The following is a 14,508-nucleotide window of genomic DNA, read 5'->3' as shown; positions in this document are numbered from 1 at the left end:
TTAGTGTGGCTGGTGGTTCCGCCAGTCGGAAAATGAGTTTCCCTCCGTGTCGTCTCCGCCATCCCCACCGTCATGCATGGCATGACGCCATCCGTCGTGACGGTAAAAAAAGCGGCCTTTGGCCGTTCAAAAAGTCCTGCTTTCGCCGGTACAAAAAACAGCTGCTTATTGGACGCCTCTCTCCGGCTCTCCCTTGGGGACTTCTGTTTCCCTCTGTCCATGCGCATCGGCCGATGTGGATGTCGCTGTCGACCGATGTGGATGTCGCTGTCGACCGATGTGGATGTCGTTGTCGGCCGGCGGGCAGCGCTTTGGGGCATTACTGCGCTTCTCACTGACTGGACTACGGACATGATGCATGTCATGCTGTTCTCGGCGATTACGTGCAGCGCTGTGGGTGTCGCCGCGCGTTTGCAGACTGTCATCCCGACACTCGCAATCATTATTGCTGGCTCGTATCATTTGATACGTGGGCTCGTGCCTATTGTCACGTGAGCTCGTGTCTTATGATACGTGGGCTCGTTTCAAATGATACGAGGTGGCGATGTGGGTTCGGGCGGGCGTGGGTGTGATGGTGACGATGCGTGAATGTGGCTTGGGGTGGCCGCAACAGCAAGGGTAGGGTGGCGAGGGGATAAAAAGAAATGTCCATCCAATCGGCTGTCGCTTCTCGGATGGACATTGTCTGTCAAACTGTTTCCTATAAAAGTATTATGTATATCTTAGCATCTGTCCTGGGCGCAGACGAGTGTTCTTGCGCAGATGATTGAGCTTGCAGAGCTTGTTGATGGTGGTGCCACGCTTGTTGGCGATTGACGAGAGGGTCTCTCCCTTTGCCACCTTGTGATACTGCTTCTCGCTGCGGGCTGCTGCGGGCTCTGGCTCTTCGTCGCTGCCAGTCACCTCGGCACGTGTATAAGTTTCCTTGTACTTTCCGCGCAGGCGTGTGGCCTCTTCGCCGTCAGTACGGTAGGTGTCGCGACGGAACATGTAGGTGTCGCAGGTGATATCCTGCTCTCTGAAGTTGAAGAAGATGGCGGGGTTGAGTGCAACGCCACACAGACGGGTCTCGAAGTGGAGATGCGAACCCGAGCTGCGGCCTGTGCTTCCTCCCAGACCTATCACCTCGCCAGCCTTTACCGTCTGGTTCTCGGTCACGAACTGCTTTGAGAGGTGTCCATAGATAGTTTCCAGTCCGTTGGGGTGACGAATAACGATGTATTTGCCATATCCTGCGCGCTCATATTTGACGATGCGCACCTTGCCGGCGAACGCGGCGCGGATGGTGTCACCGATATACACCTTGATGTCCAGTCCCTTGTGCTGGCGGCCCCATCGGGGACCGAAGTTGGAGGTGATGATGCGGCTGGGGGTAGGCATGGCAAAGTGGCGGAGGTCTATACGGAACGAGTCGGGCAATTCGGTTGCCTTGTGGGCGTAAGTATTGTTCCACTCGTCATAGAGTTCTGCCGAGGGTGAAATCTCATTTTCTCTGTTGATAAGGCTCTGAAGCGCCAGAGTGTCTACGCGCTTCATGCGGCGGTCAATGGGAGCCTGGCGGGCAATAAGGTCTTGCGCCACAGCCGGTACGGCTGCAAGCACCATAAGTCCCATTACGATTGTTCTTAATATTTTCTCCACTATTAATACTTTTTTTTAGGTCAGGGCTGGCTAAAAAGGGGCGTGGTCGCCAGCAGGTAATATGTAGAAAACGCTCCGAAAAGATTGTTTTGCAATTCAGACTTTACAAAGTTAGTGAAAAAATATGGGAAAGTGGTGATGTTTAACAGAATTTATGCCATAATTAACACAAATACCGTAAAAATCGGCTTGAGGTATATCAATTTTGGACCCAAAAAGGACAAAACCGCGTCAACTGATAGCCGACCAGTTGACGTTGCTCTTCCGGAGTTCCTTGAGTCGGTCCCAGAGCATCTTGTACTCGTTGCTGCTGCACTCGGGGTCGCGGTCGATGATGGCCTGTGCCTGTTCGCGGGCGAGCTGCACAATCTGTCCGTCGCGGGCTATGTCGGCTATCTTCAGGTCGAAGGCTATGCCGCTCTGCTGGGTACCCTCGAGGTCGCCGGGGCCGCGCAGTTTGAGGTCGGCTTCGGCTATGCGGAACCCGTCGTTGGTCTCGCACATGATGTCGATGCGCTTGCGCGTCTCTTCGCTCAGTTTGAATGTGGTTACCAGTATGCAGTAGCTCTGTTCGGCGCCACGGCCCACGCGCCCGCGCAGCTGGTGGAGCTGCGAGAGTCCGAACCGCTGTGCGTCGAGGATGACCATTACCGACGCGTTGGGCACGTTGACGCCCACCTCTATCACCGTGGTGGCTACCAGTATCTGGGTTTCGCCGCTGGCAAAGCGCTGCATCTCGGCGTCCTTGTCCTTGGGCTTCATGCGTCCGTGTACCTTGCTCAGGCGGTATTGTGGGAATATCTCGCGCATGGCCTCAAATCCGTCTTCGAGGTTCTTGAGGTCGCTCTTCTCGCTCTCTTCGATGAGCGGATATACGATGTAGACCTGTCGGCCGCTGTCTATCTGCTGACGTATGCCCTGGTAGAGGCTTGTGGTCTGTGTATCATACTTATGGATGGTCTGGATAGGTTTGCGGCCGGGCGGAAGTTCGTCGATAACGCTCACGTCAAGGTCGCCGTAGAGGGTCATGGCGAGCGTGCGGGGTATGGGGGTGGCTGTCATCACCAGGATGTGGGGTGGCATCTCGCTCTTGGCCCAGAGTCGGGCGCGCTGTGCCACTCCGAAGCGGTGCTGCTCGTCGACCACAGCCAGTCCCAGACGGGCAAAGACCACCGCGTCTTCGATGACGGCGTGGGTTCCCACGAGTATGTCTATCTCGCCCTTGGACAGACGGTCGAGTATGTCGGCGCGTCGTCGTCCTTTGACCACTCCGGTGAGCAGTTCTACGTGTATATCCATATCTCCCAGCATCTGGCGGATGGTGGCCAGGTGCTGCTCTGCCAATATCTCTGTGGGCGCCATGATGCACGCCTGGTAGCCGTTGCCTATGGCTATGAGCATGGCCATGAGCGCTACCAGCGTCTTGCCCGAGCCCACGTCTCCCTGCAGCAGCCGGTTCATCTGCCGGCCACTCGCCATGTCGTCTCTTATCTCCCGCACCACGCGCTTCTGTGCATTGGTGAGGTCGAAAGGCAGGTGGTTGCGGTAGAAGTCGTTGAGCTGGGCGCCGGCGCGACTGAAGATGTAGCCGCGATACTTGCGGCGGTGGTCGCTGGCGTAGCGCAGTATGTTGAGCTGCACATAAAAGAGCTCTTCAAACTTGAGGCGGTAGCGGGCCTGCTGCATTTCGCGGGCGTTGTGCGGGTAATGGATTTGGCGTAGTGCTTCGAGGCGCGAGATGAGGTGCAGAGGCCCAGTGATGTAGGGCGGCAGCGTCTCGGGCAGCGTCTCGGGCAGTTTGGTCACCAACGTCTTGGTCATCTTCTCCATCGCCCTCGAGTTTATCCCCGCCTTCTTCATGCGCTCGGTGGTCATGTAGTAGGGCTGCATGCCCATGTCGGAGAGCTGCAGTTGGGAAGCGTCGTCGATATCGGGGTGGGCAAACTGGTAGCGACCACCATAGACGGTGGGACGGCCAAAGACTATCAGCTCTTTGCCAATGGGGTAGTTCTTGTAGATATATTGGGCACCCTGAAACCATACGAGGTCGACCACGCCATGACCATCGCTGAAGTGGCCCACGATGCGCTTCTTGCGGGCACCCATGGCATATTCGTCGTAGCCCAACATGCGTCCGCGGATTTGGACAAAGGGCATGTCGCCACTGATTTCGCTGATGCGATAGATGCGGCTGCGGTCTACATATTTATAAGGAAAGTGCTCAAGCAGGTCACGCCAGGTCTGGATGCCAAGCTCTTTGCTCAGAATCTCCTTCTTCTTGGGCCCAACGCCCGGAAGATACATCACGTCCTGGTCGAGAATGTTCAGCACAGCGTTTCGGCTATCTTCAAATCAAAGGGTGTGGTAATCTTGATGTTCTCGCGGTTGCCTTCGACCATCTCCACGCTGCAGCCCATGGCTTCGACCACCGAAGCGTCGTCGGTAAACTCTTCGCGGAAGGGCTGGGTGAAGGCGCGCTTGAGCAGCGCGATGTCAAAGACCTGTGGGGTCTGCACGATGCGGTAGTCTGTGCGCAGCACGTTGTGGGCGGTGGTGGCAGAGTCGATGTGGCGCAGCGTGTCGGTGACCGGCATCACGGGGATGGCGGCTCCGTGGGCGCGGGCGGCATCGTAGCAGCGGCTTATCACCTCGGCAGCCACAAAGGGGCGCACCCCGTCGTGTATGCCCACGGTTCCCGTGGCGTCGTCGGGGATGGCGGCGAGTCCGTTGCGCGACGAGGCAAAGCGCGTGTCGCCTCCGTCTACCACCGTGTGGGCGATATCGAATGCGTATTGGCTGCACAGGTCGTGCCAGTATTGCTGCTGGTGGTGTGGGAGTACGAGTATAATCTGCATCGAGGGATTGCACTCATGAAAACGGCTGATGGTGCGCATCAGTACGGGCATTCCCTTGACGGGCAGAAACTGCTTGGGCACGTCGCTGCCCATGCGCAGCCCCTTGCCTCCGGCTACGATGATGATATAGTCCATGGCTGTCGTTGTGGGTTAACCTTTGTACATCATCTGGGCCTTGAGTTCTGCCACAGCTTCGGGTGCGACAAACTTGCCGAGGATGGCGTAGCCGAAGTCCATCGACGCGCCGGGACCCTTGCCCGTGATGATGTTGCCGTCGATGGTCACCTGTTCCTGGGTGTAGGTGGCGCCGGTCATGCGCTTCTCGAATCCGGGGTAGCAGGTGGCTCGCTTGCCCTCAAGGATGCCTATCGAGCCCAGCACCAGCGGTGCGGCGCAGATGGCGGCGACTATGCGGCCCTGGTTGTACTGCTCGAGCAGTATCTCGCGCAGCATCCTGTGCTTGTTCAGATTGGTGGCTCCTGGCAGACCGCCTGGCAGCAGCATGGCGTCGACGTCGCTGAAGTCGGCGATGTCCTCTATCCTCAGATCGGTCATGAGCTTGATGCCGTGGGTGGTTTCCACCATCTGCTCGCCGGTAATGCTCACTGTTTTTACCTCCAGTCCGCCTCGGCGGAGTATGTCTACGGGTGCCAATGCCTCTATGTCTTCGAAGCCATTGGAAAGAAATTCATATACTTTTGCCATAATTTCAACGTGTTTTACAACAAAAAGTAGTATTTTTGTCGCATCATTCACGTGCAAATGTACTAAATGTTTGGCATTTGTGAGCAAGAATGAGGAACAAAAATTAAAAAAAGATAACATTTATGGCGGCAAACGTGTTGCGGTTCGCTCTCTTCGGCAAGGAGTTCCAGGCGGGTAAGACGGTATCTATCCACCGGCTCATAGACAGTCTCAAGGCTCGTGGAGCCGAAATCTACATCGAGCGCACCTTCTTCCGGTACATCACATCGGCCCTGGGCATGGAGGTCGAGGTAAGCGGCGTCTTCGACAACTACAACTTCGACGTAGACTTCGTCATCTCCATCGGCGGCGACGGCACCTTTCTGCGCGCAGCCAGCATGGTGGGAAGCAAGGCGACGCCCATAATCGGTGTCAACACAGGCAGACTGGGATTTCTGGCCGACATCCATCCCGACGAGATAGACCACGCCATCGCCGAGATAGTAGATGGGCACTACGCTGTGGAGCCCCATGCCGTCATCATGGTCGAGGCCGACGGCGAGATAATCGAGGGCAGCCCCTTCGCCCTCAACGACATCGCCGTGCTCAAGCGCGACAATGCCGCGATGATTTCCGTGCGCACCTGCATCAACGGCGAGTATCTGGTGACCTACCAGGCCGACGGGCTCATCGTCTCTACACCCACCGGTTCTACCGCCTACGGTCTCTCCAACGGCGGCCCCATCATCGTGCCCGATGCCGACATCCTCTGCCTTACCCCCGTGGCGCCCCACAGCCTCAATGTCCGCCCCATCGTCATCAACGACGACAGCGAGATAACGCTCGAGGTGGAGAGCCGGTCTCACAACTTCCTCGTAGCCATCGACGGTCGCTCGGAGAAGTTGCTCGAGAGCACGCGCCTTACCATCCGCAAGGCCCCCTATACCATTAATATAGTGAAGCGCGACAGCCGCAGCTACTTCTCCACCCTCCGCGAGAAGATGATGTGGGGCGCCGACCACAGATAGACCCACAACCACACCGAGAGTCATGAAGATGAAGATAGCCCAATGGATAACGCCCGCCAACTCGGCCTACACCACGCGCGACATCATGCGCTGGCTGTGGAAGGTATGGCGGGGCAACCGACTGCAGACCATACTCAACGCATCGATGGGCATGGCTACGGTGGTGGTGAGTCTGGCCCAGGTGTGGGCGGTGAAGCGCGCCATCGACGTGGCTTCGGGCAGCATCGAGGGCTCCATCTACTGGGCGGTGGCACTCATGGGTGGGCTGGTGCTCATCGACTTTGCCATCAACATATCCTCGGTCTGGATACGCAACGTGCTGGGTGTGAAGGCGCAGAACCGCATGCAGCAGTACATGCTCGACCGTATACTCCGCTCCGAATGGAACGGGCGCGAACGGCGACACTCTGGCGATGTCATCAACCGCCTCGAGAGCGACGTCAGCAATGTCGTCACCTTCATTACCGAAACCTTGCCCAATACGCTCAGTGTGGTGCTTCTCTTCTTCGGTGCTTTTGCCTATCTCTTTACTCTCGACCGGCTGTTGGCGGTCATCACCGTCGCTCTGCTGCCCCTCTTTGTGGTGCTCAGCAAGGTCTATGTGCGCCGTATGCGTCACCTCACCCGTCAGGTGCGCAACTCCGACTCCCAGGTGCAAAGCGTGCTGCAGGAAACCATCCAACATCGGGTGCTCATCAAGACTCTGGAGAGCGACGATGCCATGGTGGGCAAGCTCGAGAGTACCCAGAGCCAGCTGCGGCGCAACGTCATCCAGCGCACACGCTTCAGCCTACTTTCCAACTTCATCCTCAACTTCGGGTTCTCCCTCACCTATCTCATAGCCTTCCTCTGGGCGGCAGTGCGCATGTCTATGCACACACTGTCGTTTGGCGGCATGACAGCTTACCTGCAACTCGTCAACCGCATACAGAGTCCGGCGCGCAACCTGAGCCGTATCGTGCCCGCCTTTGTCAGTGTCTTCACCGCTGCCGAGCGACTCATGGAACTCGAAGAGCCTCCCCTCGAAGAGCAGGGCGACCCCATCGTGGTCGAAGCGCCCTGCGGCGTGAAGCTCGACGATGTGGGCTATGGTTATAATGACGGCGACGGACGCGTGATAGACCACCTGTCGTTCGACTTCCGTCCCGGTACCTGCACCGCCATCCTCGGCGAGACGGGAGCCGGCAAGACCACCCTTATCCGCCTCATCCTCGCCCTGCTCCGTCCCCAGGAGGGAGAGATAAGCCTCTACCACGCCGACGGAGACGGCCAGCAACTGTCGCCGCGTATGCGTTGCAACTTTGTCTACGTGCCCCAGGGCAATACCCTCATGAGCGGCACCATCCGCGACAATCTGCTCATGGGCAGCCCTACCGCCACCGACGACGAGATGTATGATGCGCTCCACCAGGCATGTGCCGACTTCGTCAGCCAGTTGCCCGACGGCCTCGACACGCGTTGCTCCGAGTCGGGAGCCGGTCTGAGTGAGGGCCAGGCACAGCGTATTGCCATCGCCCGGGCCCTGCTGCGCAACCGCCCCGTGATGCTCTTCGACGAGGCTACCAGCGCCCTCGACATCGAGACCGAGCGCCGCCTGCTTGCCAATGTCCTGGGCAGCCGTCAGCACACTATCATCTTCATCACCCACCGTCCGGCGGTGGTGGAATACTGCGACGAGGTGCTGCGGCTCTAAGCGGCAGTGCCATCTGCAGTCTCCTGTCTCTGCAGAGACGACCTTAATGTTCTTATAGATTATGCGTATTTTCCACACCTTATTCTTATTGTTTTCCATGGTATGTCTGTATGGGCAGACCTATCCCTCCGACTCGCTCCAGCGGCGTATGCTCGACGACGAACGCCTCTTCCTCAGCCGTATGCCTACCGACCTGCAGCACAGACAGATGCTGGCGGTGCGCGCGGCTATCTCTGGCGACTGTGCAGCCTTGCAGCAAATCAGGCAGAGCCGCAACCAGCCGCCCCAGTTGCCCGACGGCGTCACCGCCACTTATCCCACCCCCGACATCTGCCTCTTCACGCCCTCCCGACCAGCCCTCCGCAAGCGTCCGCTGCTGCTCTATCTCCACGGAGGCGGCTGGTGCTTCGGCAGCATCAACAGTTGTGCGCGTTTCTGTGCCACTTTGGCGTTGGAGGCCGACTGCTGCGTGGCTGCCCTCGATTACCGCCTGTCGCCAGCCCATCCCTTTCCGGCTCCGCTCGACGACTGCCGCCGCGCCTTTGCCTATCTCCGCCAGCACGCCGATGCGTGGGGCTGCGACTCTACCCAGGTGGCGGTGGGAGGCGACAGCGCCGGAGGCAACCTTGCCCTCGCCACAGCCCTCTCGACCAAGGGTGTGAGCCGTGTTGTGCCCATCTATCCTGTCACCAGACTCTACACGCGTGTCACGCCATCGTGGACAGACTATGCCCAAGGCTATGGCGACGACGCCGAGCTGCTTGAGGCTTTCTGCGAAGCCTACGCCCGTGGAGAGGAGCACAATCCGCTCGTCTCAGTCGAACTCGCCGACGACGACGAGCTGCGCTCCCTGCCGCCCATGTGCCTCATCTCTGCGGGTCACGACATCCTCTTCGACCAGACCACCCAATTGGCGCATCGGCTGCAGCGACTTGGCCACAGGCTCACTTACCATGTCTTCCCCACAGCCACCCATCTCTTCATCACCGTGCCCGGCCAGCCCACCGCCTTTGCCGAGGCAGTCAGCGCCGTTGCCCGCTTTCTCAATGCGCCTGCTGACGCGCTCGCCGAGGGTAGATAGCGCGCGGTGCCCATTATCCCCACTACGCAATCAGGCCTTGATGACCACAGCGAGTCATCAAGGCCTGATTGCGTGATGATGGTTGGACGCCCAACCTATGCTTCCCGATGTATGTAGGAGCCATTGGCCTGATGGGTGGCCAACACCAGCACCTCGGCTATCTGCACATGCTTCGGCGCCGATGCTGCATAGAATGCCACATCGGCTATGTCGTCGCCCGTAAGCGGCTTGACGCCTTTGTAGACATTGTCGGCACGCTCGTTGTCGCCATGGAAGCGCACGCGGCTGAAGTTTGTCTCCACCAGTCCGGGCTTCACGTTGGTCACGCGTACTTCCGTGTGGGCCACGTCGATACGCAGACCGTCGGTGAGGGCCTTCACGGCTGCTTTGGTGGCACAGTACACGTTGCCGCAGGCGTAAGCGGCGTCGCCCGCCACACTGCCTATGTTGATGACGTGGCCCCTGTTGCGCGCCACCATGCCCGGCACCACCAGCCGGGTCATCGTGAGCAGACCCTTGATGTTGGTGTCTATCATCGTGTTCCAGTCTGTCGGGTCGCCTTCATACTCCTTGTCCAGACCGAGTGCCAGCCCGGCGTTGTTGATGAGCACGTCTATCTCCTGCCATCCTTCGCCGAGCGACGCGATGGCCTTGGTGGTAGCCTCGGCGTCGCGCACGTCGAACGCCAGTGTCACCACCTCGGCGCCCATAGCCTCCAGCGTGGTCTTGATTTCCTCCAGCCTGTCGGCTCTGCGCCCTGTGATTATCAGATTGTATCCGCCTGCCGCAAACTTTCTGGCGCAGGCTTCTCCGATGCCACTTGTGGCACCGGTGATGAGAGCTGTCTTCTTCATTGTCATTGCCTTTTGGGTTATGTTTTCCTCTGTGTCGCTATTGTTCCTCTGCCCGTTTGCCCGGCTCATAGTCTACGAAGTCGTAAGCCTGAGCGTGACGCTCGTCTTTGTCGTGGTGCTCGCGCCAGGTCTCGTGCCATCCGCTGTAGTCGGGGAAGAAGGCGTCGGCAGCCTCTGGCGTGTCGTCGACCTCGGTGAGGCAGAGCCGCTGAGCCCGGTCGAGCGCTTGGGCATAGATGCTGGCTCCACCTATTATATATATATCCTCGTCGTCGCCACAGTGGGCGAGTGCCTCGTCTATCGAGGCATAGGTGTCGCAGCCCGCAAACTCGGTGGCGGTGCGGCTCAGCACGATGTTGCGGCGGTTGGGCAGCGCGCCCTTGGGCAGCGACTCAAAGGTGTGGCGCCCCATGATGATGGTGTGCCCCGTGGTGAGCGCCTTAAACCGTTTCAGGTCGTTGGGCAGCCAGTATATGAGTTTGTTGTCGATGCCTATGGCGCGGTTGCGTGCCACGGCGGCTATGATGTTGATGCGCATGTTTTCAGCGAGTGGTTATACCGACACCTGCGCGGCTATGTGTGGCCACGGGTCATAGTCGGTGAGTTGGAAATCTTCGTATTTGAAGTCAAAGAGACTCTTCACGTCGGGGTTCAGGTTCATCTTGGGCAGCGGTCGCGGTGTGCGTGTGAGCTGCAGACGGGCTTGCTCTATGTGGTTCAGATAGAGATGCGTGTCGCCGGTGGTGTGGATGAAGTCGCCGGCACGCAGTCCGGTCACCTGCGCCATCATCTGGAGCAGCAGCGCATACGAGGCGATGTTGAACGGCACACCCAGGAAGGTGTCGGCAGAGCGCTGGTAGAGCTGCAGACTCAGTCGGTCGTCAGCCACATAGAACTGGAAGAGGCAGTGACAGGGTGGGAGCGCCATCTCGTCGACCTCGGCGGGGTTCCAGGCCGACACAATCATGCGGCGCGAGTCGGGGTGAGTCTTCAGCGTGTCTATCACCTGCTGTATCTGGTCTATGGTGCCGCCGTTGTAGTCGGGCCACGAGCGCCATTGGTGTCCGTACACGGGGCCTAATTCTCCGTCTTCGTCGGCCCATTCGTTCCAAATCCTTACACCATGTTCCTGGAGATAGCGCACGTTGGTGTCGCCGCGCAGGAACCACAGCAGTTCATAGATGATAGACTTGAGGTGCAGCTTCTTGGTGGTAAGAAGCGGGAAACCCTCTTCGAGATTGAACCGCATCTGATGGCCGAAGACACTCTTGGTGCCCGTACCTGTGCGGTCGGTCTTGGTGGCTCCTTCGGTAAGGATGCGGTCAAGCAGATTGAGATATTGTTTCATATATTGAGTATTGTCGGTATTTGTTCGGGCAGATGGGTGCTCTTGATACGCCATTCCTGGGGATAGAGGTTGTTGGCGCGGTTGCCCAGGTTCTTGGCAAATCCCAAGGGTATGCCGTGGTAGGTGATGAGCACGATGCCGCGCGGCGTGGCGGCGTCGAGCGTTATCGCTTCTTTGCGCAGATAGGCTATGGCTTGCCCGTATCCGACCTCTGCCTGTGCAAAGGCCGAGCGGTTGAGTGCGGTCGAGAGTGCCAACGACTGGTGGGGCACCACGTCCTTGCCCTTGACGGTGCCCAAGGTGATGCCGGCGTGCAGCAGATGCAGCGACTTCTCGGCGGCGCGATACTGTGCGAGCCACCATGTGGGGATGGCGCTTAGCGTGTCGCCCCTCTCGCAGAGGGTGAAGTGGTCGCTGTCGTTTATCCACGCCCCCACATCGGTGCGCGGTCGCGTCTTGGCGGGCTTGCCGCTGTCCTTGGCGCGACGCTCTGCCAGCACGGTGTCGTCGCTCTTGCGCAGCACAGCCATGCACAGCCCTTCGCTGCGCGAGCGGCCGGGGATGAAGCGATACAGACTGTCTTCGCCCTTGAGCGCACCGGTGATGTTCCATTCCTCGCTGATGTCGATGTCCAGCACATCGGCTCCCAGTCCGCGTATCCATGCGATGTTGTCCTCGTTTTCCTGTTCGTTGAACGTGCAGGTCGAGTAGACCAGTATACCGCCAGGCCGCAGACAGGGCCAGATGTCTTCGATGATTTCGCGTTGCAGCCGGTAGCAGTTTTCCACGTTCTGCCGACTCCATTCGGCTATGGCGCCGGCGTCCTTGCGGAACATGCCTTCGCCCGAGCAGGGTACGTCGGCGACAATCAGGTCGAAGAGCAGCCCCGCTTTGCGGAAGTCGCGCGGGTAGTTGTTGGTGACCATCACGTCGGGGTGTCCGTACTTCTGTATGTTTTCGCTCAGTATCTGGGCGCGTTGGCGTATGGGCTCGTTGCATATCAGCAGACTGCCCTGGGGCAGCACCCCGCGCGCCGTGGTCGACTTGCCGCCGGGCGCAGCACACAGGTCGAGCGCTGTCACTGGCCGGTCGATGACCCGCGACAGCACATGGTGCAGAAACATTGACGCCGCTTCCTGCACATAGTAACAACCGGCATGAAGCAGCGGGTCGAAGGTGAAATTGGGACGCGACTCGAGCCAGTAGGCACCGTCGCACCAGGGCACGGGCGTGACTTGGCCCACAGGGCGGCCATCGGTCTTGAAGGGGTTGAGGCGCAGGCTTACCGAGGGTTCATCGTTGAGCCCGTCGACGAGCGTTTCGTAAAGCGCATCGCCCATCAACAGCCGCGTGGAGTCCGCAAAATCTTTAGGTATATCTATCATCTTCACGCTATTAACTTTGCAAAAGTAGTTTTTTTTTAGTTATTTTGCAACTAATTGGCGTCTCAATGCGTCTAATGGATAGAAAAAAACAAAACGAAGAAGATATGAAACGATTTATTCTGACACTTACAGTCATGCTGGCTTGCATCGCCATGAGCGTCGATGCTGCCCCACACCACCGCAACCACCTCGACGACGCTGTGGTGGCCGATACTGCCCACACCGGCATCGAGGCCTACTCCGACACCGCCTCCTGGGATGCTGCCTCCGCTGCCGACTCCACCTACTACGCCTCCACGCCGTATATGGACGACGACCTGGACGATTTCGGATCGTTTGTAGATTTCTGCAAGCCCCTCTTCGGCATGGGAGGCATTGCCATTGCCGTGATAGTATGCCTGTTAGTGCTGCTCTTCCTGGCAGCGCCTCTTATAGCCGTCATCCTCATCGTCCGCCATCTCATCAAGCAGCGCAACGACCGCATAGCGCTTGCCGAGAAGGCACTGGAGCACGGCCAGCCTATACCCTCACAACTCTGCGAGCAGGCTCTCGATACCAACGAGACCCTCTGGCGCAAGGGCATACGCAACGTGTCGATAGGCGTGGGCATGATAGTGATGTTCTACATCTGGAGTTCGAGCATGCTCATGGGCATCGGCGCCCTGGTGGCTTGCTATGGCGTGGGCCAGCTGGTCATCGTGCGCACCACGGGTGGCCGCCACACCGAAGCACCGCACGACGAGGAGATCGACAACCAGTAACCACATTATTATATATAGATAGAGCGACGTGAGAAATCTCGAAGACATAGCATGGATTACCCAGGCGGCGATATTCCACAACCGGGCAGCCTTCGGGCGGCTGGTTGAGAAATACCAGGCCCAGGTGCGTCGCTTCTTCCTCAGCCAGACGCTGGGCGACACCCAGTTGAGCGACGACCTGGCCCAAGACACCTTCGTCAAAGCCTACCTCAACATCTCCCGCTTTCGTGGAGAGGCGTCGTTCAGCACGTGGCTGTTTCGTATAGCATACAATGTGTACTACGACCACGTGAAGACGCAGCACCCGACCGACTCTCTGGAAACGCCCGCGGTGATGGGGCGCAGTGGGAGAGACACCGACAGTGGACTGCAGATGGACTTGCGCCATGCGCTGGCGCTCCTTACCGACGCCGAGCGCACCTGCGTGGTGCTCCAGCTGATGGAGGGACAGAGCATAGACCACATCACCATGGTTACGGGTATGCGCGAGGGCACTGTCAAGTCGCATCTCTCGCGTGGAAAGAAGAAAATGGCCGATTATTTAAGACATAATGGATATGACAGACAATGATGACAGACTGATAGCACAGTTTATGACCGAGCACAAGCCCCAGGTGGCCGATATGGGTTTCACCCGTCGCGTGATGCGCCACTTGCCGCAGCACACCGACCGTCTTAACCGTTATTGGACGCTCTTCTGCTTCGCCATAGGGGCGCTGGCGGTGGCGATGATGGGGTCGCTGCCCCGACTGGGGGCGCTGCTCATGGGAGTCATGGGCGACTTGGTGGGCGTGGTGGCTGTCAACGACTGCGTGCGCCCCTCGACACTCCTTACGGTGGTCGTGGCGATAACCGCCATCAGCATCATTACCATCAGCCGCACTCCTGTGCATCATCGCCGATAGCCGTCCGCGGGCGGGGACTGTGGCTGCGCGCCGCGCCTGCATACTGCCGGGCAGAGGGTTCGTTGTACATTCACCAGTGGATGTACAGCGAACCCTTTTTGGTACATCCGTGACGGTGGTCGTGGCTCACGTTGCTGCGCAGCGTGTGGATGCGGTGATGCTCATTGGCTTCATCCTTGTGCTTGCCATCATTGCCGGCTCGTAACGTAAGGCACGAGCCCACGTGGCTTATGATACGAGCCCACGTTTCTTCCGTTACGAGCCCTCGTGCCT

General features: G+C 58.6%; 15 protein-coding genes. 6 read left to right on the top strand and 9 right to left on the bottom strand.

All coding sequences use genetic code 11. The features are described from left to right. Nucleotides 1-711 precede the first annotated feature (711 nt). The 4 genes from CIK95_RS01205 to CIK95_RS01190 all read right to left on the bottom strand — a co-directional run bounded on the left by CIK95_RS01205 (nucleotide 712) and on the right by CIK95_RS01190 (nucleotide 5,201). Complete coding sequence (locus tag CIK95_RS01205; protein WP_094466044.1) at nucleotides 712-1,614, bottom strand: M23 family metallopeptidase; 903 nt, start codon at nucleotides 1,612-1,614, stop codon at nucleotides 712-714. A gap of 258 nt (nucleotides 1,615-1,872) precedes the next feature. After that, a complete protein-coding gene (gene recG, locus CIK95_RS01200; protein WP_173849856.1) occupies nucleotides 1,873-3,969 on the bottom strand; it encodes an ATP-dependent DNA helicase RecG in 2,097 nt (698 codons plus the stop codon). Beyond that, the gene (locus CIK95_RS01195; protein ID WP_094386676.1) at nucleotides 3,966-4,631 is read right to left on the bottom strand and encodes a 2-C-methyl-D-erythritol 4-phosphate cytidylyltransferase; all 666 of its coding nucleotides are present in this window, start codon (nucleotides 4,629-4,631) and stop codon (nucleotides 3,966-3,968) included. Before CIK95_RS01195 ends, recG begins: the two co-directional genes overlap by 4 nt. 15 nt (nucleotides 4,632-4,646) lie before the next feature. After that, nucleotides 4,647-5,201: a DJ-1 family glyoxalase III gene (locus tag CIK95_RS01190; RefSeq protein ID WP_022309704.1), complete on the bottom strand. Its 555-nt coding sequence runs from the start codon at nucleotides 5,199-5,201 to the stop codon at nucleotides 4,647-4,649. Nucleotides 5,202-5,323: 122 nt separating this feature from the next. On the opposite strand from CIK95_RS01190, the gene CIK95_RS01185 reads away from it, so the two are divergent. The 3 genes from CIK95_RS01185 (at nucleotide 5,324) to CIK95_RS01175 (ending at nucleotide 8,982) form a co-directional block, all read left to right on the top strand. Next, nucleotides 5,324-6,208: an NAD kinase gene (locus CIK95_RS01185; RefSeq protein WP_094466042.1), complete on the top strand. Its 885-nt coding sequence runs from the start codon at nucleotides 5,324-5,326 to the stop codon at nucleotides 6,206-6,208. 28 nt (nucleotides 6,209-6,236) lie between these two features. Beyond that, complete coding sequence (locus CIK95_RS01180; RefSeq protein WP_094466094.1) at nucleotides 6,237-7,901, top strand: ABC transporter ATP-binding protein; 1,665 nt, start codon at nucleotides 6,237-6,239, stop codon at nucleotides 7,899-7,901. A 97-nt stretch (nucleotides 7,902-7,998) separates the two neighbouring features. Then, a complete protein-coding gene (locus tag CIK95_RS01175; protein ID WP_254046381.1) occupies nucleotides 7,999-8,982 on the top strand; it encodes an alpha/beta hydrolase in 984 nt (327 codons plus the stop codon). A gap of 95 nt (nucleotides 8,983-9,077) precedes the next feature. On the opposite strand, the gene CIK95_RS01170 is transcribed toward CIK95_RS01175, so the two are convergent. Genes CIK95_RS01170 through CIK95_RS01155 form a run of 4 tightly spaced genes read right to left on the bottom strand, consistent with a single transcriptional unit; the run spans nucleotide 9,078 to nucleotide 12,569 of the window. After that, complete coding sequence (locus CIK95_RS01170) at nucleotides 9,078-9,836, bottom strand: SDR family oxidoreductase (RefSeq protein ID WP_094386672.1); 759 nt, start codon at nucleotides 9,834-9,836, stop codon at nucleotides 9,078-9,080. Between the two features lie 37 nt (nucleotides 9,837-9,873). Further along, nucleotides 9,874-10,374 (bottom strand): dihydrofolate reductase, encoded by a 501-nt coding sequence (locus tag CIK95_RS01165; protein ID WP_022309699.1) that lies wholly within the window; start codon nucleotides 10,372-10,374, stop codon nucleotides 9,874-9,876. Between the two features lie 15 nt (nucleotides 10,375-10,389). Continuing rightward, a complete protein-coding gene (locus CIK95_RS01160; protein ID WP_094386671.1) occupies nucleotides 10,390-11,184 on the bottom strand; it encodes a thymidylate synthase in 795 nt (264 codons plus the stop codon). Continuing rightward, nucleotides 11,181-12,569 (bottom strand): hypothetical protein, encoded by a 1,389-nt coding sequence (locus tag CIK95_RS01155; protein ID WP_371591345.1) that lies wholly within the window; start codon nucleotides 12,567-12,569, stop codon nucleotides 11,181-11,183. The genes CIK95_RS01160 and CIK95_RS01155 overlap by 4 nt, the downstream gene beginning before the upstream one ends. Nucleotides 12,570-12,673: 104 nt before the next feature. Here CIK95_RS01155 and CIK95_RS01150 point away from each other — a divergent pair, with 104 nt between their 5' ends. From CIK95_RS01150 to CIK95_RS01140, 3 genes are read left to right on the top strand one after another with little or no spacing between them, the layout of a single operon-like run. Then, complete coding sequence (locus tag CIK95_RS01150) at nucleotides 12,674-13,330, top strand: DUF6249 domain-containing protein (protein WP_158215053.1); 657 nt, start codon at nucleotides 12,674-12,676, stop codon at nucleotides 13,328-13,330. 28 nt (nucleotides 13,331-13,358) lie between these two features. Next, entirely contained in the window at nucleotides 13,359-13,901 is a 543-nt protein-coding gene (locus CIK95_RS01145; protein ID WP_094386669.1) for an RNA polymerase sigma factor, read from the top strand. After that, nucleotides 13,888-14,235, top strand: a complete 348-nt coding sequence (locus CIK95_RS01140; RefSeq protein ID WP_158215052.1) for a DUF5056 domain-containing protein — start codon at nucleotides 13,888-13,890, stop codon at nucleotides 14,233-14,235. Before CIK95_RS01145 ends, CIK95_RS01140 begins: the two co-directional genes overlap by 14 nt. A 70-nt stretch (nucleotides 14,236-14,305) precedes the next feature. Here CIK95_RS01140 and CIK95_RS13040 read toward each other — a convergent pair whose 3' ends face one another. After that, nucleotides 14,306-14,458 carry a hypothetical protein gene (locus tag CIK95_RS13040; RefSeq protein WP_158215051.1) on the bottom strand — a complete coding sequence of 51 codons (153 nt, stop codon included), beginning with the start codon at nucleotides 14,456-14,458 and terminating at the stop codon, nucleotides 14,306-14,308. Nucleotides 14,459-14,508 lie beyond the last annotated feature (50 nt).

Origin of the sequence: Prevotella sp. P5-108, assembly GCF_002251385.1 — a bacterium.
Taxonomy (GTDB): domain Bacteria; phylum Bacteroidota; class Bacteroidia; order Bacteroidales; family Bacteroidaceae; genus Prevotella.
This window is presented reverse-complemented; position numbering and strand designations above follow the sequence as displayed.